This is a genomic window from Flavobacterium soyangense (genome assembly GCF_015277675.1).
GTDB lineage: Bacteria > Bacteroidota > Bacteroidia > Flavobacteriales > Flavobacteriaceae > Flavobacterium > Flavobacterium soyangense.
The window spans coordinates 20,281-40,242 of the sequence record NZ_JADHEC010000021.1 but is presented as its reverse complement, the minus strand read 5'-3'; the positions used below and the strand labels follow the sequence as shown (position 1 = coordinate 40,242).

Here is a 19,962-nt window from a genome sequence, read left to right as displayed (position 1 = left end):
TACAAAGTAATATTCAAATTATGAAAAAGCAACTATTTTTATGGAGCAGTATAGTAATATTTGCACAAGCCCCAAACATTAGTTATCCTACTGGAACACAAACTTTTGGTACGGGAACTGTCATAACTCCATTAAGCCCCATAAACACAGGTGGTGCAGTTCCTGCAACAATTTATGGACAAGTAGGCAGTCCTTTTGTTGCAGCAAGCTTTTCCTGGCCTTCAGGAGTGTCTGTTGATTCAGCAGGTAATGTGTATGTAGCTGATTATAAAAATAATAAAATTCGAAAAATTACTCCTTTAGGAGTGGTAACTACATTTGCAGGAAGTGGAATAGCTGGTTCAGCAGACGGAATAGGTATGGCTGCAAGTTTTAATAATCCTACAGATGTGATTGTTGATTCTGCAGGCAATGTTTATGTGGCTGATTCTATGAATAATAGAATTCGAAAAATCACCCCAGCAGGAGTTGTAACAACTTTTGCGGGTAGTGGAACTAATGGGTTTGTAAACGGCATAGGTACATCTGCGAGTTTTAATAATCCTTATGGCGTGGCTGTTGACTCGGCTGGTAATGTGTATGTAGCAGATTCTATGAATAATGCCGTCCGTAAAATTACCTCCTCTGGAGTGGTAACTACTTTAGCTGTAAGTTTTAATTATCCTACAGGCGTTTCTGTTGACACCGCAGGCAATGTATATGTAGCTGATTACGGCCATAATCAAATTCAAAAAATCACTTCTACGGGAATTATTGCAACCTTTGCAGGCAATGTGAGTAATACCGCTGGTTCAGCGGACGGTACAGGTTATGCAGCTAGTTTTAATGGCCCTGCCGATGTAGCAGTTGACAGTGCTGGTAATGTGTATGTAGCCGATCAGAGCAATAATAAAGTTAGAAAAATTAGCCCTGCAGGAGTGGTAACTACCTTGGCTGGGAGTGGTGTTATTGGGGCAATAGATGGCACAGGTACAGCAGCGAGTTTTTATAATCCTTCAGGCGTGGCGGTTGATTCTGCAGGTAATGTGTATGTAGCAGATAGGGTTAATGATAAAATCCGAAAAATTACCCCAGCAGGAGTAGTAGCTACCTTGGCTGGGGATCAAAGTAATCCTGGTTCTACAGATGGGCTTGGCACAAATGTGAGTTTAAATGAACCTTTGGATGTAACTGTTGATTCAGCGGGTAATGTGTATGTAGCCGATACATTTAATAATAGAATCCGAAAAATTTCCCTCGCAGGTGTGGTTACTACTTTGGCCGGAAGTGGTATTGCTGGGACAGCTGATGGCACGGGGATAGGAGCGAGTTTTAAAACTCCTACTGGAGTTGCAGTAGATTTGGCAGGTAATGTGTATGTAGCTGATGTAGGCAATCAAAAAATTCGAAAAATAACCCCAGTAGGATTGGTAACTACCTTTGCAGGAACTGGTATTGCTGGAGCAGCTGATGGCACAGGTACAGCAGCGAGTTTTTATAATCCTTCAGGCGTGGCGGTTGATTCTGCAGGCAATGTGTATATAGCCGATCAGAGCAATAATAAAGTTAGAAAAATTACCGTCGCAGGAGTGGTAACTACCTTGGCAGGAATTGGCACCATTGGGTCGACAGACGGTACAGGCGCATCGGCAAGTTTTAAATATCCTTACAACTTAGCCGTTGATGCAGGAGGCAATGTGTATGTAGCTGACGCAGGTAATAATAAAATCCGAAAAATTACCCCCGCAGGAGTTGTAACTACCCTGGCAGGGAGTGGTGCTATTGGGGCAGCAGATGACACAGGTACAGCGGCGAGTTTTTATAATCCTTTAGGCGTGACGGTTGACTCGGCATTCAATGTGTATGTAGCGGATACTAGTAATCGAAAAATCCGAAAAATAACCCCAGCAGGAGTTGTAACTACCGTGGCAGGGAGTGGTGTTATTGGGGCAACTGATGACACGGGTGCAGCAGCGAGTTTTTTTAATCCTTCAGGTGTGGAAGTTGATTTTGCAGGCAATGTGTATGTAGCCGATAGGAACAATTATAAAGTTAGAAAAATTTTAGCTACTGGATATACCATTGCTCCTGTATTAGCAGCGGGTTTGAATTTTGACAACACAACAGGAATTATTAGTGGCACACCTACAGTAGCTTCAGTAGCTACTAGCTATACTGTAACTGCCTATAATGTCGCCGGTAGCAGTAGTGCAACGGTGGTTATTGCAACTACTACACTTGGCATAACTACTTTTAATAAGCAAGTGTTAAAGCTATATCCTAATCCTGCCAACTCATTTCTAGATATTCAAACACCAAACAATACTACTCTTGATAAAGTTTGCATTATTGATTTAACAGGTAAAAAAGTGTTGGAACAAACACAAAATACAAGTCAAGTTGATGTAGCGCATTTGGCAAATGGAATGTATATTATCGAGGCGTTTTCAGGAGAAGAAAAGTTTTCAAGTAAGTTTATGAAAGAGTAGTTTTTGAGTTTTTTAAAGCTTCCAGCCTTTTAAAGGCTGGAAGCTTTGGTAAACTATACTTAATTTCGAGGCTGGTAGTTTTTTGAAAAAAAATTATTCAATAATTAAATCTTCAATCTCATCTAAATCCTGGTTTATAGAATGATAATATTTGAAGTTTTCCAAATCATGAAAGGATTCTATAACTCTGTTCCGTTGTAATTTTGTTTGTTTTGTTGAAATGATTGTACCATAAGAAGTCCAAGGATATTCTAAGATATTTTCGGTAAATTTATGATGAACAGGATTGTTGTGGATGTAAAAAATCAGTTTTTGAAAATAATTTTCTGAAGCGACAACTTTTCTTTTAAAGTTTTTCTCAAATAAACTTCCAGTTCGGTTATAACGTTTATTCATTGCTAGAGTATAAGCGTTGAATAAATTTGAAAACTGTTTTGATGCACTTAGCATTTTTGGTTTCTCGGTTGAAGAATATTCTAATTTTGTTGTGTCAATTTCATTCGTTTCCTTGATATAAACCAGAATATGAAAATGATTTTTCATTAAACACCAGGCGAAAGTCTCTGCAATTGGGTCAATATACTTTTCGTAAAGTCTTAAAAAATGGTTGTAGTTTTCAACATCAAAAAACAAATCAATTCCATTATTTCCTCTGTTGTATATATGATAATATTTGCCATTTTCAAGAGGAATTGGATTCATAATTAAATTGTTTATTTTTAAAAAAGCTTCCAGCCTTTTAAAGGCTGGAAGCTTTGGTAGTTGTATAATTTTTAGTATCCTTTAAAAGGCTGGAAGCTTTAAAATATAGAACAAGAAATATTAATTCTTCAAATCCTTAATCACTTTAAAAGCAACATCTACTTCGTCTTCGCTTACTAAAATGGTGAATTCGTTTGAAGTCGAAATTACCTCGTTGATGATGATTCCTTCCCAAGCCAAACGTTGGAAAATAAAATAATAAATTCCTGGAACAACGATATTTTCTTTTGGTAATTTTACGGTAATCGAAGCCAGATTTTCCAGTTTTTGAATCAACTTTTCATTGGCAAAATGCTTGTCAACAAGATGATTGACACTGTTGCTTACCACAATATTAGTTTCATTTACACCACGTGATGAGGTATAAAATATATCTGAAAAAGTATTGATATCCGTAATTAAATCGGCCTGTTTGTTCAAAACAGTGTCTGATGCTGCAAAAGTATAATCTGTTAGTGACGAACGAACGGTGATTTCGCCAATGTTTTTTATTACTTTATTAATTTTATGATTGAGTCTAAAGTCCAACTCTTCGGTGAGTCTTTTTAGTGCCATTACAACCGCGCCTTGTTTGACTTCTTTGCCAAATTCAGACTCCAATTCAATCATAATATTCCTGGACAAAGAGGTTAAATTGATTATTCCAAGTGACAATGCATTCAATAAAAAAGGCTTTGTTTTGATGTAATTTTCTACAATTGAAGAAACTGTTTTCATAATTATATTGATTTATTTAATGGGAAACTTTCTTTTTAATCGTTTTATTCCTAAAAAACCAATGCATAAAACTGTGGTAATCTAACAAAACTTTCCGCAAAGATAAATAAAAAAACAATTTGTTATAAAAATATTAGCAATAATTTAGGCTCAAAAATGATAAAAAGCATCTATTAAATGTTCTATTGCAAAAGATTGACCTTCTTTGTGAACGGCAATGATGTCGAAACGAACCTCAATATCCAGATTATTTGAAATAACATATTCGTTTACGGCTTTTACCAGAAGTTGGATTTTTTTAGGTTTTACAAAGTCTTGAGGTAACCCAAAATCTAATGAAGAACGAGTTTTTACTTCGACAATGGCAAGTGTGTTTTCTTTTTGGGCGATAATATCAATTTCGGCTTTTTGAAAAGTCCAGTTGGTTTCCAGAATTGCGTAGCCATTTTTTTGTAGAAATTCAACAGCCAATTCTTCGCCTAGTTTTCCTAATTCGTTATGATCGGCCATAGTTTAGTATTCAGTGTTCAGTCGCAGTGTTCAGTTTGATAATGCTTAATCTTAAAATTACGATTACTCAAAAGTCAACTTTGAAGTTGCTGCAGTTAATTCTAATGAAACCTGTTTGCCAAAAATCAAAGCTCTGTTATCGTGAAAATGTCCTGCAGGAAAATTATAAACAATAGGGAATGAATATTCTTTGGTAATATCTTCAATAATTTGGTTGGCATTTTTTCCCCAAGGAATATCATTGTCTCTCATTTTTGTCATTCCGCCAACAATCAAACCACTCAGGTTATCAAAGCAACCACAACGTTTCAGACTCATCATCATTCGGTCGATATGGTATAAGTATTCATCAATATCTTCGATGAAAAGTATTTTTCCTTTGCAATCAATTTGGGCATTGGAACCCATCAGACTATATAAAATAGATAAATTTCCGCCCACGATTTCACCTTTGGCATTTCCTAACTTATTAACGGAATCGAAGGGAATGTTGTATTCCAGGCTTTCGCCAAAAAGTGCTTTTCGCAAACTTTCTATGGTTTCAGGTGTTGCTCTTTCGACCGTTATAGGCATTGCGCCGTGGATAGAAGCAATATTTAATTTATTAACATAACTGTGAATTACTGTGACATCGCTGAAGCCAATAATCCATTTTGGGTTTTGCTTAAATTTAGTAAAATCTATTAAATCTATTATTCTTACCGTGCCATAACCACCTTTAACACACCAAATCGCTTTGATGTTTGTATTGTCGAGCTGATGCTGAAAATCTTCGGCGCGTTGTGCATCAGTTCCTGCCAATTGATTATCATCAAGTCCGATGGTTTTTCCTATAACGACTTCCAATCCCCAACTGTGCAACAAATCTATAGCGGGTTTAAGGTTGTCATCAATATTTTTTCTGGCTGTTGCCAAAATAGCAATTGTATCTCCTTTTTGTAAATGGGGCGGTATTTTCATTTGTGTTTGAGCTTGAATATTGGAAAATTGTAAAACAAAAATAAGCATTAGAAGTTTATAAAAAACAGCGGTACTATTTATAAAGGGAAATCGAAAGGCACTCATCTTTGTTTAAATTTTATTCATTCTTATGACAAATATAAGTCACAGCATTTAATTTATGATAATATCATCTATTTCAATTGAAGTTGTTACGGTTGAAGTTCCACTATATTCGAAAAGAAAGAAACCATTTCCGGTTAAATTTGCCGGAATAAGATAGCTTCCGCTATTTATGAAATTAGTTGCATACCCATTCAATGTTCCGCTCGAAATCAGAAAATTGGAAGTAATATCCACAAGCGTTGCCTTGCTTATGTCTCCATTAGGAATATAATTAGTGGAATAATATACTTTTAGTACAGGTCCGAGATAAAAACCATCTTTGGTTTTAAACGAAAGTTTCTTTCCTGGTGTAAAAGCCACTGGTATTGCCAAATAAGTTTTGTTTGTTCCCCCAGAACCAAACGATGACATTTGGATGTATTTGTTTGATTTAAAAGATTTCACGTCCCAATATCTGGAACCAAAAAAAGCGTCATTTACATATTTTGGAAAGATTGCTCCAGCTGTTGTTACTGCATAACTTTCGAAAGTTTCCTTTAAAGTGGAGAGATATTTAATGGTTGTTCCGCCTATGGGCAAAATGTAATCCACCCTTGGATTCGGCATATTAACGTCGCGTTCCGTTCTTAAAATAATTTGGTAGCTAGAATTATATTTGGTCAAAACACCTCGTATTTTACCTTTGCCGGAAGAAACTTTATAACCCGCAAAATTTGCAAATCTACTGGTTCTCACGATAAGTGAATTGATGCCGTTTGTAATATATATACTTGAATCATAATCATCATTTCTGAATGTGTCATAAGTTCCGCTTGAAGATTCATCTGTAAATTGTACATTATCAAACTCTACTAATGTATTCAAAAAGACATCACTTGTTGCTTGCGCCAGTGTTATTTTATGGACTATGGCATCTTCGCTAATCACATCACAGGAAGGAATCAAATAATTTTTATAGGATAAACCAGATAATCTGTCAACGACATATTGTTCTGTCGGAGGAGCGCCAAAAGTTAATCCCACGGCAAAACTAGTTGGATTTCCATAAGCAAGTCCTTTTAGTTTTAGAAACACTTTTTTTCCAGGCTGAAAATTTTTTGTATATATATTAGTTTCATCTATCGAGAGATTAAATCCTTTTGTACCATCCAAAGGTTGAAAGTACATGCTTTTGTAAAAATTGCCGCCTTCATCGCTTGAAATTACATAGCCTTCTATGATGTCTTCTGCTGTATAAATGGGAGTATTTGGGACTACACTTGGGCTTTTTACAACAGGATTTATTGCCATTTTATAAATGTTTGCCACTTCTTTAGTTTTAGATAATCCTTGGCTAATACATGCATCTTGAACAGGAGCTTTAAAAGTGTCACTTACGCAACTCGTAAATAAAACCATTAATACTCCAATAAAAATATTTTTTACTTTATTTTTCATAATGCCCAATCTTTAAAAATTTAAATAGATATTTATCATATAAGTTCTTCCATATCCGTAGAAATATTTTGGAGCAAAAACACTTGGCCCACTGCTTTGATGATCTTCATATTCTTGTCTATAGGTGGCGTTTCTCGATTGCTCGAAGCCTCCTGTTTTATAGGCAATGTCTAAAACGTTATTGACGGTTGCGAAAAGTCCCAACGTCTTTTCCTTCATCCGCCAAGATTTTCCTCCCACCAAATTAAGCAGAAAGAAAGGATCAAATTTTTCTTGTTTCAAATAGTTATCTGCCAATGATTGGTTTATTGTTATTCCGGCATTGTCAACATTTGTATAGAAATTATCTGTTCTCAACAAGGAAGAAACATCAACATAATTGGAGGCTAAATAATTTTCATTGACACCAATCCACCAGAACTTTGGATCTCTATATTCTATTCCAATGGAGTAAGCTTGTTGTGGCATTCCGGCTTGTTTGTAACCTGCTAATTTGGCTTGACCGTAATTTGTGACGGTAGAAGATGCATCGTCGGTTAAGCTTACATTCGGATTATTGGTGATGGTATATTCACCATAAGCAGCAACTCCGGTAACCTTTATTGTCGAAGTTATTTGATATTCTAAACCGGTTTCAATTCCTCTATTTTTTTTGTTCATTCCGGTTACAACTTCAGAAACAAATGCTCCCTTTCCGCTACTATTTACAGCATCGGCATAATAGAAACTTATGTCGGTTGAGTTTACTATTTCTGAGAAATATCCCGTGAATCTTGCTTTAAATCTTGGGGTTTTAAAAACATAACTCAAATCTATTCCTTTGATGGTTTCATTTGTGATTTCGTCTGTAACCGAATTGTTTATGCGGGAATTCGAGAAAACATCTTTTGTGTTTGGAGCTTTTGTCATATAAATTGCATTGAAATCAATATAATTTCTTCCGCTCAATTTATATGTCAAACCTCCTTTAAATCCAAAATTATCCAAATTTATTTTTTTGCTTTTCCCCAAGGAATTCGTTGGGTAATAACCATTTTTATAAAAGCCTTCTCTTTGATAAGCAGAACGGGAGAATGATTGTGCTAAATAGAAATCTATTTTTTTATAAATAAATTTAAACTGTGTAAACGCCTCCAATTTTGCAACGGCAATATTGTAATTATAGCCATAATGTTCTCTCACACCCAATGTTCTAAAAGGATTGTTCAAGTCAGATTGTTGCTGGTCTTCATTCAAACCAAAAGTGCTTATATCAGTATAGTAACTTCCTCCTAACAAATCCAGCATATTTTTAAAATTCTTTGTTTTAGAATACAAGTAGTTTGCGCCGGCCGTCATTAAAACATAGTCCGAAAGGAGTGTTGAAAAATTAGAATTTGCGATGGCAATGCTTTCGTCATTTCGGTCTTCATACAATACAAATCGGCTTCCGTTTGCCAAGTTTTGCCCATTAACTTTGTAAATATTTTTCCAGTCTAATTGATGGTTTTCCAAAAAACTCACTTTGGTTAAATCTGCTTTGGCACTATTTTCCGAAGATTCACCCACATACACTCCATTTAGAAATAAATTGGAATAATAACTTGGCAATTTTTTGTAATAAGTTGGGTCAGGATTATCTGCTTTTGTATAATCTAGTCGGCTATTACCAATTTGACCCATTTGATACGAAATTGTGGTATTCAAATTAGTTTTTGAATTTATTTTCCAATAGTGAGTCAACATAAACAGAGGTTCTTCTGTTTTTTTCTCTCTGGAATTTCTTATTTTGCCTTCTTGTAAACCCCAATAAGAATTGTATTTAATGCCTGCTAAATCAGAAGCTTCGGCAGTATTTGGAGAGTTTTTCCCTCTTTTATTTTGGGCATATATAGCTGTGAAGTTGAGACTGTTTTTATCATTAATTTTCTTTTCGACACTTGCAAATAAAGAATTTGCACTATAATCAGTACCTTCATAATACCCATTTTGAGCCCAACGCCTTGAGCCGGAGACAACATATGCCCAGCCTTTTTTATTCATTCCGGAAGAAGTAGTTGCCATTGCCCGAAAATTATAATTGGTATTTGTGTTTAGAAAGGATATTCTTGTCCCGGGTCTGTAAATAGAAGCTCTGGTGTTTATTTCTTGCGTTCCTGCAATTCCTCCAAAAGCATAATCAGATGGAGCCGATCCATTTGTAAATTCTTGGTTTCTAGAAGCATCATTCAAACCGCCCCAGTTTGAATATTGTGGTCTTCCGTCAGAAACACGGTTCATTGAAACACCATTAATCATTACGTTAGAATATTTGTTATCTATTCCCCTAACACTAAATCGTGCCGCCCCAAAATTATATGCCGCCGCCTGTAAAAATGCATCACGTGAGGATTGTAGCAAACTTGTCGTACTTTCTGAAGTGCTGTTGTCGTCATCTAAATCAGTTTCGCTAATGGTTATTAACGCCGTTTGTTTTTCTTGTGTCAAATCAATTTCTAATGCAAGTATGCCTAAATCCAAAATGTTTCCTTCAATAATTTCGATTTGAAGCAACTGATCTTTGTAACCCTCACTTTTAATAAACAATAATTGCTTTCCGGTTGCGATCTGGTCTAAATAAAATTTTCCATTTGCATCAGTAAGTCGTGTCAAGTTTGTGTTTTGGATTGAAACAACTGCACTTTCGACTGGTTTTTGATTTTTTGAATCTAATATTTTACCTAAAACCACAGTATTTGTTTGTCCAAAACAAAACGATAATTGCATTATAAACAACATATTAACAAGAATTTTTTTCATAAAAATCAATTAATTTAACGAGAATAATATTCTTAATAAAATGTGAATGTACATTTTAAATTATTATTAATTACATTTGTTTTTATTATTTTGCTAAATTTATTTTTAATACTATTTAAAATTCATGAGAATTCTAAGTTTAATTGCTCTTTTTTTTGCGTTATCTTCAATGATTGTCGCTAAAGCGCAAGACAAAAAATATATTGTACGTACAGTTGTATTCTATAATTTTGAAAATCTATTTGACACCATTAAAGGAGCCAATTATGATGATCAATGGTTGCCCAATGGATTGCAACGATGGACTTCTAAAAAATACAACCAAAAATTAGAAAATCTTTCGAAAGTATTGATGCAAATAGGCACTAATGATCAACAAAAAGAGGCGCCAACTTTTATTGGATGTTCAGAAGTTGAAAACCGAGGCGTTTTGGAAGATTTAATAAAAACTCCCAATCTTGCAACAATCGATTACGGAATTGTACATTTTGATTCTCCTGACAAGCGAGGAATTGATGTTGGATTATTATATCAGAAAAAACATTTCAAACCAACCAGTTTTATAAATATTCCTTTGATAATCTACCGCGGTAAAACTAACAAAGAAATAAAAAAAGAAAATGAAACTGAAGAAGATAAAGGTGACGAAGACAAAACCGAAATTATAAATAGTAATAGAGTTTATACAAGAGATATTTTGTTAGTAACTGGATTTCTTGATGGTGAAGAAATCAACTTATTAGTAAATCACTGGCCTTCACGTTCCGGAGGCGAGAAAAAGAGTAGTCCGTTTCGTGAAGCTGCCGGAAGATTAGACAGGAAAATAATGGACTCAATTTATAAAGTAAACCCCGAAGCAAAAATTATATGTATGGGAGATTTAAACGATGGAACTTATAATAAAAGCGTGAAAGAAGGAGTTGGGGCCAAGTTAAAAAAATCGGAAGTAAAACAATTTGGAGTTTACAATCCTTTTGAACAAATGTATAAAGACGGGAATGCAACCTTATTTTATCGAGATGCAGGTGATATTTTTGACCAAATAATGGTTTCCGAAACATTAATCAGAAACGATTATTTTTCTTTCCGATATTGGAAAGCAGGAATTTTTAACAGGCCGTTCATGATTCAAACCACGGGGCAATATAAAGGATATCCGCTACGACATTCTGTTAACGAAGTAGGATTCAGCGATCATTTTCCTGTATATATCTATTTGATAAAAGAGAAAAAGTGAGGCTTTGCCAGTTCTTTTGTAAAAGCATAAAGGCACTTATTTCGGATAACTTAAAGTTTTACCAAGTATGAAATTTCATTGTACCTTGATTTCTTATTTGTTTAAAAATAAATGGCATTCAATGGCTGTAATTCCAAATAAAATTAAAAAACTACAATTCATAACTTTTTCCTTGTTCTGGGAATAGGAGCTCTAAGCCTAAATCATTTTGCTTTTGCAATTGCTCTTTAATTTTTACAATATTTTTGGTTGGTGGTTTCAAATGAGTGACGATAATTTTGAAATTCTTCAAGGCCGTTCTTCCCGTCAATTCCTCCAGTTTGTGAAGCTCTTTCATTAAATGGTTGGGGGTTAAATGCCCAAACAATAAGGAATCCGGTTGCTCGTTTGGAAATGAAACTTCAATAAAAATCCCTCTTAACTGTTTGCGCTGAATCAATGGTGCAATGGCTTGCCATAATAAGCTTAAATCATTGCTCTTTTCTACCGAATCGGGACCTGTGTCGCCCAAATATAAAATAGCATCATTTCCGTTTTGTATTAAAAAAGCGGTGCTCTCAAAAGGATTTACATGGCTTAACGCAAAAGCTTTAACTGTCATTGTGGTATTGGTAATCTGGGTCTCTTCATTGACAATAAGCGTTTGGAAATGATATTTTTTTAACTGAAACCCCATGCCTTCATCCCCAAAATTAGCCCAAGTCTCTCCGTTAAAATAATGCTTTTCCATCATTTCCATGCATTTTTTTGTGGCATAAATCGTTTTGGATGAATCTGCGGGTGAGTTAATGATCAAACCCGAAACATGATCCAGATGGGCGTGAGAGATACAATATCCTTTGATGTATTTTCTTAACACTTCACTCGGGGTAACCGTAAAGACTTTATTAGCCACCGCTTTTTCAATTCCATCGTTTATGGTTCCAGCATCGAGGCAGATAAAATCATGGGTGTGAATAGGAGCAACCAAGTAAGCTGAAAGATTTTTTTCGTCAATACCTCCTTTTACTCCCAGAGGAACTAACTTAAATGCTGCTTTCTGGGCGAACAATTGCATTGATATTAAAAGCAAAATAATAAGGAGCCTATTAATAGAAATCATATTCGAGGAGTATTATTTTAAATTTTATTTTCGATTGTAAAATTACTTCCTTCTTTTTGAATGAACACATTTTTTTTGTAAAAACAGACAGCAACCTGATGAAATTCTTTAATTTTACCATAGCTTAATTCTAATTTTGGAGCTTTATTAGGAGCTTACATTCTGCCTATTTTGATTTTAACATCTCAATAGCATCTAGATTCATCTTAAAATAATATCTTTACATAAAAATATAACAATTACAACTAAAAAAGTTACAATGATAACAATAGCAGATCAATTCGGAATAAAATCAGCCTTAGAAATTTTAGGCATTGAAGCCATAAACGAAGGAACTTCAACGGGAGCAAACAATTTTGCAAACGGAAAAATCATCGAAAGCTATTCACCTGCTGATGGAGTTTTAATTGCTAAAGTAAGAGCTTCGACCAAAGAAGATTATGAAAAAACGATGCAAAAAGCATCAGAAGCTTTCATAGAATGGCGTTTGGTTCCTGCTCCAAGAAGAGGAGATGTCGTTCGTCAAATGGGAGACGAATTAAGAAAATTCAAAGAACCATTAGGTAAATTGGTTTCTTACGAAATGGGAAAAAGTCTTCAGGAAGGATATGGTGAAGTTCAGGAAATGATTGATATTTGTGATTTTGCTGTAGGTTTATCACGTCAATTGTACGGATTAACAATGCATTCTGAACGACCACAACACAGAATGTACGAGCAATACCATCCGATAGGAACCGTGGGAATTATTTCGGCATTTAACTTCCCTGTTGCGGTTTGGAGTTGGAACGCAATGATAGCTTGGGTTTGTGGAGATGTTGCTATTTGGAAACCAAGTTCAAAAGTGCCTTTATGTGGCATTGCTTGCCAGAATATTATAAAAACGGTTTTAAAAAGAAATAATGTTCCCGAAGGAGTAAGTTGCCTTGTAACAGGAAATGAATCTGGAGATTTAATTAATAATGACAAAAGAATTTCCTTGGTTTCTTTTACAGGATCAACAAGAATTGGACGTCACGTATCAAAAACCGTTGCGGAACGTTTTGGAAACACGATTCTCGAATTGGGAGGAAACAATGCGATTATCGTTTCGCAACACGCTGACATCAGTATGGTATTGGTTGGAGCAGTTTTTGGAGCCGTTGGAACCGCTGGACAGCGTTGTACTTCGACTCGCCGTTTAATTATTCACGAAAGTGTGTATGATAAAACCATCGGCGTTTTGAAAAATGCCTACAGTCAATTGCAAATCGGAAATCCATTGGACGAGAATAATCACGTTGGACCACTTATTGACAAAGGAGCAGTTCAGGAATATTTGAATGCCATAGAAATCGCAAAAAAAGAAGGTGGAAAAATCATTGTTGAAGGCGGTGTGGTTGAAGGAGAAGGATACGAAAGCGGATGTTATGTGAAACCGTGTATCATTGAAGCCGAAAATCATTTTGACATTGTTCAATCTGAGACTTTCGCACCAATTTTATATGTAATGAAATATTCCACAATTGAAGAAGCGATTGCATTGCAAAATGGAGTTCCTCAAGGACTTTCCTCTTCAATTTTCACGAACAGTATGCGAGAAATGGAATTATTTCTTTCTCAATCTGGTTCAGATTGCGGAATTGCCAATGTAAATATTGGAACTTCTGGAGCAGAAATTGGTGGCGCTTTTGGTGGAGAAAAAGAAACCGGTGGCGGACGCGAATCCGGTTCAGATGCTTGGAAGGCCTATATGCGCAGACAAACGAATACCATTAATTACGGAACGCAATTGCCATTGGCACAAGGAATAAAATTTGATTTGTAGTCTAGAGTTATTTAAACAAAAAGATTAAATTAAGGAATAGGGTTTAATTTTGTATTTTTATCTAAGAAATATAAAATTAAACCTACTATAATAGTTGAAAGTCCAATGATGCTTTCTTTTGGGTGTGCTATAAAGGTAAAATAACAAATGTAAACACCAAATGCTAAAAACACGACCGGAAAAACCCAAAAATATTTCCCTTTGAAAATGTATCTTTTGCTTGAAGGTATAGTAAAAACTGTTGCAACCGCCAGTGTTGCTAATATTTGCAGCAAGAACGAAGCATAAATAAAAATTTCTTCAAACTCTCCAGTCAAAATTATTATAATCGCGATTAAAGCGTGAATCCACAAAGCTAAATACGGAATACCATTTTTCGATTTGTTCATAAAACCCCATAGTTTATTTTCCTTTGAAGTTGCAAAACTAACTCTGGAACCAATCCATAAATAGCCACTAATGGTTGCAATTAATTGAGCCGCAATAAAAAAGCTTACCCATTTTGCACCATTCAATCCCAAAAAACTTTTTGCAGCAATAGATGCGACATCTTCTTGATTGACTAATGAAGCAATTGGAGCGTGTTTTAGAAATACATAATTGATTAAAACATAAACCAAGGTCACAAATAGAGTTCCAATAATGAGCGATTTTGGAAGATTTTTAGTTGGGTTTTTTATCTCACCGACAATATAAGAAGCAGAATTCCAGCCGGTGTAAGCAAAAGACACAAAAACCAATGAACTTGCAAATTCTGGCATTTGAATTTCTTTTATCCAAGTTTCGTCAAAATTTATTGCATTGTTCGTATGTGGAGCCAAATACAAGCCTAGACCGATTAATCCCAAAACAAATATGACTTTAAGAAGGGTAAAACTATTTTGAAATTCACTGCTTATTCTTAAACTAAAAGATTGTGAAATGGCTATTAGAACAATAATCCCTATTGAAAATTCCTTCCCTAATTCTAATCCAAAAATCTGCAAATACTTACTCATCGCTAATGCCGCCAAAGCAACAGGAGCGGAAAAACCTACAATCAGCGAAATCCAACTGCTTAAATATCCAAAAATAGGATGAAAACCTCGTGATAAATAGATATAATCGCCACCCGATTCTTTGTAATAATTACCTAATTCTGAATAACAAAAAGCCCCAAATAGTGCTAATACTCCACCAATGAACCAAAGTAAAATTATGGAATACGTATTTGTCAAATAAGCAACCTGATACCCCAAAGAAGTAAAAATCCCGGTGCCAATCATATTTGAAACCACCAATGCTGTGGCAGTAAGCCAAGTAATTTTTTTCAATCTTAATTTCTGTATTTAATAAAAAAGACTTTGCCAAGGTTTTCGCCTTGGCAAAGTAATGAAAATAACTTAAAAAAAATGATTTATAATTGGTAACTTATTCTTCCAAAATAGTAAGCACCTGTTGTTCCCATTTGAACCGGAGCATATTTAAACACTCCAAAATAACTGTTTTCATAAACTTGTTTGTCCGGGAAAACATCTAATAAATTATTGGCTCCTATAACAAATTGGATTTTAGAGGTTGCTTTATAAGCCAATGTTAAGTCAGTTACAACTTTTCCACCATGTGTTTGAGAGACTCCAAAAGGGAATCCATTTCGGGTAACTTCGCCAAAATAAGTGTTTCTTAACAAGAAGTTGAATTTGTTAATCCCATAATTTAAGGCTAATGTTCCTTTATGTAAGGGTGTATTTGTTTCTATCAAGCTTCTTTCTTGCGGGCCAAAATAAACATCTTCCTGACCAACGAATGCCGCAGGGATATTATTTAATTTATCAGATACTTTGTTTTTGTTGTAGTTGTACAACAACGAAATATTTAGATTTCCAGCTCCTAAATTCAAGTCATAATCTGCAACAAAATCAACACCATTTGTAGTTGTATTGATGGCATTAGTAAAGAATCGACCTGTTTGTGCTCCATAAGTTGCAAACAATGCTCGTAGTTCCGGAACGGGTTCGCCATAAGGATCATTTCCTAAATTTCCGGTAAGGATAATTCTATTGTCGATTTTAATTTGGTAGGCATCAACCGTAAAATGCAATTTTTTTAATGGAGAATATACAATGCCAAAACTGTAATTATTAGAGGTTTCCTCTTTTAATTTTGGAATTCCAAGTTGTTTGGCAACATCGCTATCGTTTCTAAAAATTCCTGAATTTAATAATTTTCCATCCACAACATCGGTAGCAATGTTGTTGAAATATTGTTGTTGCAATGAAGGAGCTCTAAATCCAGTACTTACAGAACCACGAACAAAAAACTTGTCAGTAATTTTATATCTGGCAGAAAGTTTCCCGTTTGTAGTGTTGCCAAAATCAGTATAGTTTTCAAAACGCACTGCAGCTCCAACCATAAATTTATCTGTAAAATTCAATTCGGCGTCAGCATAAATACCGGTGCTATTTCTAGATTTATTTACAACATTCAAATAAGAAAAGCCCGGAAAAGATTGTGCTCCACCATTTTCATAGGAAGCTGTTTCGCCAGCAAGAATTTGATAATTCTCATATCTGAATTCTGCTCCTAAAGCTAGGTTTAGCCCTTTAAAAACTGATTTGTAAGCGCGGGAAGCATCAGCATTTATGGTGTTTTGAGTAAAAGAGTGGCTACCGGCATCAAAACTGGTTGGGCTAGCCGCTCCTAAAGAAAAATTATTGGTGTTGTCAACATTGTATTGAAAATTGTTTACTCCAAAGGTATTGCTTAAATCTAATTTCCAATCAGTAAACTTGAATCTGAAACCAGAAATTAAGGATGCATCAAGAATATTAGACTTCAATTCTGGTTGAAAACCATTGGGGAATAATTCAGGGACAACATTATAAGTTTCACTTGGCAAACGTCTAAATCCAAATCCAGTACCGTTTTTTTGATTGAAACCACCGGCAGCATAAAATTCGATATTGTCGTTCAAAGGAACTACAGTATTTACAAACCCTTGGATGTTTTGTATTTTGGCATCACCCACCTGAAAGTTAAAATCATTACGGTTTAAGCCCTTTGAGGCAAGCAAATCATCATCTATTTTACGGGAAGCCGCTGGGTCATCAGTAAAATCATAGGCAAAATAGTTATTGTAAGCTGATTGATCAAAAATAATTAAGTTGTGATTTTGTGAACGATTGGTTTTTTCGCGATTGTTAAATTCAGCGGTTAGATTGATAAAGCCACCTTTGTTTCCCAGTTTATGACCATAATTCAAATTTAAGTTTGTGGTTTGACCATCATTGCGGGATGTTTGACCATAAGTACCATTAACTTCTAGACCTGTGTTTTCTTTCAAGACTAAATTGATAACTCCTGCAATGGCATCTGAACCATATTGAGCAGCAGCGCCATCACGTAATACTTCAATTCGCTTTATTGCTGAAGCCGGAATAGCACTTAAATCAGTTCCAACAGACCCATTCCCGACGGTATTTTGATAATTTACCAGAGATGTGGTGTGTCTTCTTTTGCCATTAATCAAAACTAAAGTCTGGTCTGGACCCAAACCTCTCAAAGAAGCAGGATCAATATGCTCTGTTCCATCCGATGCTGATTGGCGATTGGAATTAAAAGCAGGAATCATATAAGTTAAAATGTCGTTTATGCTTGTTTGCGGCGTAATGTTTTTGATTTTTGCCAAATTCACAACATCAATAGGAACAGCAGTTTCTAGTTTGCTTTTGTTAGGGCTTCTACTTCCTACAACGACAATTTCATCAAGAGTGTTGAGTTGGGTTTCTAGCGTGTCTTTTTTCTGAGAGTTTTCTTTTTTATCGTTGTCTTGAGAATAAATAAGACTTACCGAAAAAAGTAAAATGGCGCTAAAGCTAAATTTTAGAATTTTTTTCATACTTGTTTTTTTGGATTAATGACTAGTCCTAAATAATCGATATTGATTATTAAACAAAAATAGATAAATTAAACATCATTACATAATCAAACCTAGGACGACCACCTTTTCCTTTGGCAATTTTCTCAAAGCCTGACTCTAAAATTATTCTAAATATTTCAAAATCTACTCCTTCGTTTAGCTTTTCTATTGGGTCGCCTAGCTGACTTAGTTTGGTAAGCCAAATTTCTTGGTCAAAAAATCCTTAATCTCATGTCTTTTAGACTGCTCCATTGTTATAAGGTACAAATAATCAATAGTTTAAACAAATTGAAGAGTTTTTAAAGGTTGCCTTAAATCATATATTTTACCAAAACTTAACATACAATGCAAAAATAATTAAAAGAGTGATTACAATTAACACCGTGGTTTGCGGTTTCAACTTAAACATTTCAGTATCCAATTCAAATGCTTTTGGATTCACTTTTGGTCCAGCAAAACTTACTGCAATCATGAGTAACATGGTAAATACAAATGACAATCCCATGCAAATATGAAATGGGATTTCGAAAGCCCCTTTACCATTGTTGTAAGCGGTGTATAAAAACGTTTCATTCCCAAATAGAGCAGGAGCAAATTCATTAAACAACACTGACAATAAGAAACCTGTAATCACACCCACTATAGCTGCAGTTCCTGTAGTTCTTTTCCAGAACATACCAAGGAAGAACATAGCAAATACCCCTGGGCTAATAAAACCAGTGTATTTTTGAATGTAAGTGAAACCACCTACCCCGCCAATTCCTAGTACATCATTCCAGGTAAATAAAACAGCCAAAAGCATCGCTGCAAAAACTGCCATTCTTCCAATGTTGACTTGTTGTCTTTCTCCAGCCTCTTTTTGAATGTATTTTTTATGAACATCCAAGGTATAAATGGTGGAAATACTATTTACTTTTCCAGCTAAAGAAGCAACAATGGCTGCCGTCAAAGCGGCAACCGACAGTCCTTTTAATCCCGTTGGAAGAAAAGTCAGCACTGCTGAATAGGCTCCATCTTTGCCCCCCACCAATTGGGGGAGGTAACCTTTTTGATATAAAACATAGGCCGCAATACCGGGCAACATAACAATTATGGGCATTAACAATTTTAAGATCCCTGCAAACAAAATACCTGTCCGGGCTGTTTGTAAATCAGCTCCCAACGCTCTTTGGGTAATGTATTGGTTACAACCCCAATAATTAAGATTTATAATCCAGATACCGGCCAAATAAGACAGCATTCCTGGAAAAGTTAGGTACTTATTGATGTCGTTTTGAGAAGAAGTGACTGTTGGTTTTGGAATAATCATCTTGAAATGCTCAGGGGCTTCCCGCATCAGTACTTTAAACCCCGCAATTGCATTTTCGCCAACACCAAAATAATGTCCAACTGTAGTCAAAGCAATGTAGGAGGTGACCAATCCTCCAATTATTAAAACCGCTACTTGAATCACATCGGTATACGCGACTACTTTCATCCCTCCCAAAGAGATTATCAAGGCAAAAAGAGCGAGTCCAATCATGATAATATGTAAATATTCACCGCCTGCTAATCCGTTTATGGCAACGGCTCCTAAGTATAGAATAGATGTTAGATTTACAAAAACATACAAAAACAACCAAAAAACAGCCATAATTAAAGCGGTTGATTCGTTATATCTTGTTTTCAAAAACTGAGGCATCGTATAAATTTTATTTTTTATGTAAACAGGAATAAACCAGACGGCTACAATTATCAAAGCAATAGCGGCAATCCACTCGTATGCAGCAACAGCTATTCCTAAAAAAAAGCCTTCTCCACTCATTCCAATGAATTGCTCTGCAGAAATATTAGATGCAATTAGTGAAGCTCCAATAGCCCACCATGTCAATGTTCCTTCAGCCAAAAAGTAAGCCTTGGCATCATGTTCTGTTTTTTTACGTTTCCGATAAATGGTATAGCCATAAGTAGATACCATGATAAAATAAATAATAAATACTGCATAATCTGCAAAGGCAAGATGTTGGTTCATAGGTAATTTGGTTTATAATAAGAATTAGTAAATGTTTCGTCATTACAGTGAATGTAATGCGGAATTATATTTTTTATACGGTGCAATTAAAGTTGTTTAAATTGATGTGCTTTCTCGAATGAAATAGCCTTTAAAATCGATTTTTAATCTTCAAATACCATCCAATGCTT

Annotated in this window: 13 protein-coding genes; 3 read left to right on the top strand and 10 right to left on the bottom strand. The window is 35.1% G+C overall.

Going from position 1 to position 19,962, the window contains the following annotated elements; translation table 11 throughout:
• Positions 1 to 20 precede the first annotated feature (20 nt).
• The gene (locus IR213_RS10265; RefSeq protein WP_194312226.1) at positions 21 to 2,468 is read left to right on the top strand and encodes a T9SS type A sorting domain-containing protein; all 2,448 of its coding nucleotides are present in this window, start codon (positions 21 to 23) and stop codon (positions 2,466 to 2,468) included.
• A gap of 93 nt (positions 2,469 to 2,561) precedes the next feature.
• Here the strand turns inward: IR213_RS10265 and IR213_RS10260 are convergent, their stop codons facing one another.
• The 6 genes from IR213_RS10260 to IR213_RS10235 all read right to left on the bottom strand — a co-directional run bounded on the left by IR213_RS10260 (position 2,562) and on the right by IR213_RS10235 (position 9,737).
• Positions 2,562 to 3,170, bottom strand: a complete 609-nt coding sequence (locus IR213_RS10260) for a hypothetical protein (RefSeq protein ID WP_194312225.1) — start codon at positions 3,168 to 3,170, stop codon at positions 2,562 to 2,564.
• A 120-nt stretch (positions 3,171 to 3,290) separates the two neighbouring features.
• On the bottom strand, positions 3,291 to 3,947 hold the full coding sequence (locus IR213_RS10255) for an aspartate kinase (RefSeq protein WP_194312224.1): 657 nt from the start codon (positions 3,945 to 3,947) through the stop codon (positions 3,291 to 3,293).
• Between the two features lie 150 nt (positions 3,948 to 4,097).
• Complete coding sequence (locus IR213_RS10250; RefSeq protein ID WP_194312223.1) at positions 4,098 to 4,457, bottom strand: YraN family protein; 360 nt, start codon at positions 4,455 to 4,457, stop codon at positions 4,098 to 4,100.
• A gap of 63 nt (positions 4,458 to 4,520) precedes the next feature.
• A complete protein-coding gene (locus tag IR213_RS10245) occupies positions 4,521 to 5,417 on the bottom strand; it encodes a S66 peptidase family protein (RefSeq protein ID WP_194312222.1) in 897 nt (298 codons plus the stop codon).
• A gap of 153 nt (positions 5,418 to 5,570) precedes the next feature.
• A complete protein-coding gene (locus tag IR213_RS10240) occupies positions 5,571 to 6,959 on the bottom strand; it encodes a DUF5689 domain-containing protein (RefSeq protein WP_194312221.1) in 1,389 nt (462 codons plus the stop codon).
• Positions 6,960 to 6,971: 12 nt separating this feature from the next.
• Positions 6,972 to 9,737, bottom strand: a complete 2,766-nt coding sequence (locus tag IR213_RS10235) for a carboxypeptidase-like regulatory domain-containing protein (protein ID WP_194312220.1) — start codon at positions 9,735 to 9,737, stop codon at positions 6,972 to 6,974.
• Between the two features lie 124 nt (positions 9,738 to 9,861).
• Between IR213_RS10235 and IR213_RS10230 the strand changes: the two genes are divergently transcribed.
• Positions 9,862 to 10,974, top strand: coding sequence for an endonuclease/exonuclease/phosphatase family protein (locus IR213_RS10230; protein WP_194312219.1), 1,113 nt, complete (start codon positions 9,862 to 9,864; stop codon positions 10,972 to 10,974).
• A 151-nt stretch (positions 10,975 to 11,125) separates the two neighbouring features.
• Here the strand turns inward: IR213_RS10230 and IR213_RS10225 are convergent, their stop codons facing one another.
• Complete coding sequence (locus IR213_RS10225; RefSeq protein ID WP_228479162.1) at positions 11,126 to 12,031, bottom strand: MBL fold metallo-hydrolase; 906 nt, start codon at positions 12,029 to 12,031, stop codon at positions 11,126 to 11,128.
• 304 nt (positions 12,032 to 12,335) lie between these two features.
• Between IR213_RS10225 and amaB the strand changes: the two genes are divergently transcribed.
• Positions 12,336 to 13,883, top strand: coding sequence for an L-piperidine-6-carboxylate dehydrogenase (gene amaB / locus IR213_RS10220; RefSeq protein ID WP_194312217.1), 1,548 nt, complete (start codon positions 12,336 to 12,338; stop codon positions 13,881 to 13,883).
• Positions 13,884 to 13,912: 29 nt separating this feature from the next.
• Here the strand turns inward: amaB and IR213_RS10215 are convergent, their stop codons facing one another.
• From IR213_RS10215 to IR213_RS10205, 3 genes are all read right to left on the bottom strand, one after another.
• Positions 13,913 to 15,196, bottom strand: a complete 1,284-nt coding sequence (locus tag IR213_RS10215) for an APC family permease (RefSeq protein WP_228479161.1) — start codon at positions 15,194 to 15,196, stop codon at positions 13,913 to 13,915.
• Positions 15,197 to 15,279: 83 nt separating this feature from the next.
• A complete protein-coding gene (locus IR213_RS10210; protein ID WP_194312216.1) occupies positions 15,280 to 17,760 on the bottom strand; it encodes a TonB-dependent receptor plug domain-containing protein in 2,481 nt (826 codons plus the stop codon).
• A 346-nt stretch (positions 17,761 to 18,106) separates the two neighbouring features.
• Complete coding sequence (locus tag IR213_RS10205; RefSeq protein WP_194312215.1) at positions 18,107 to 19,792, bottom strand: sodium/sugar symporter; 1,686 nt, start codon at positions 19,790 to 19,792, stop codon at positions 18,107 to 18,109.
• Positions 19,793 to 19,962 lie beyond the last annotated feature (170 nt).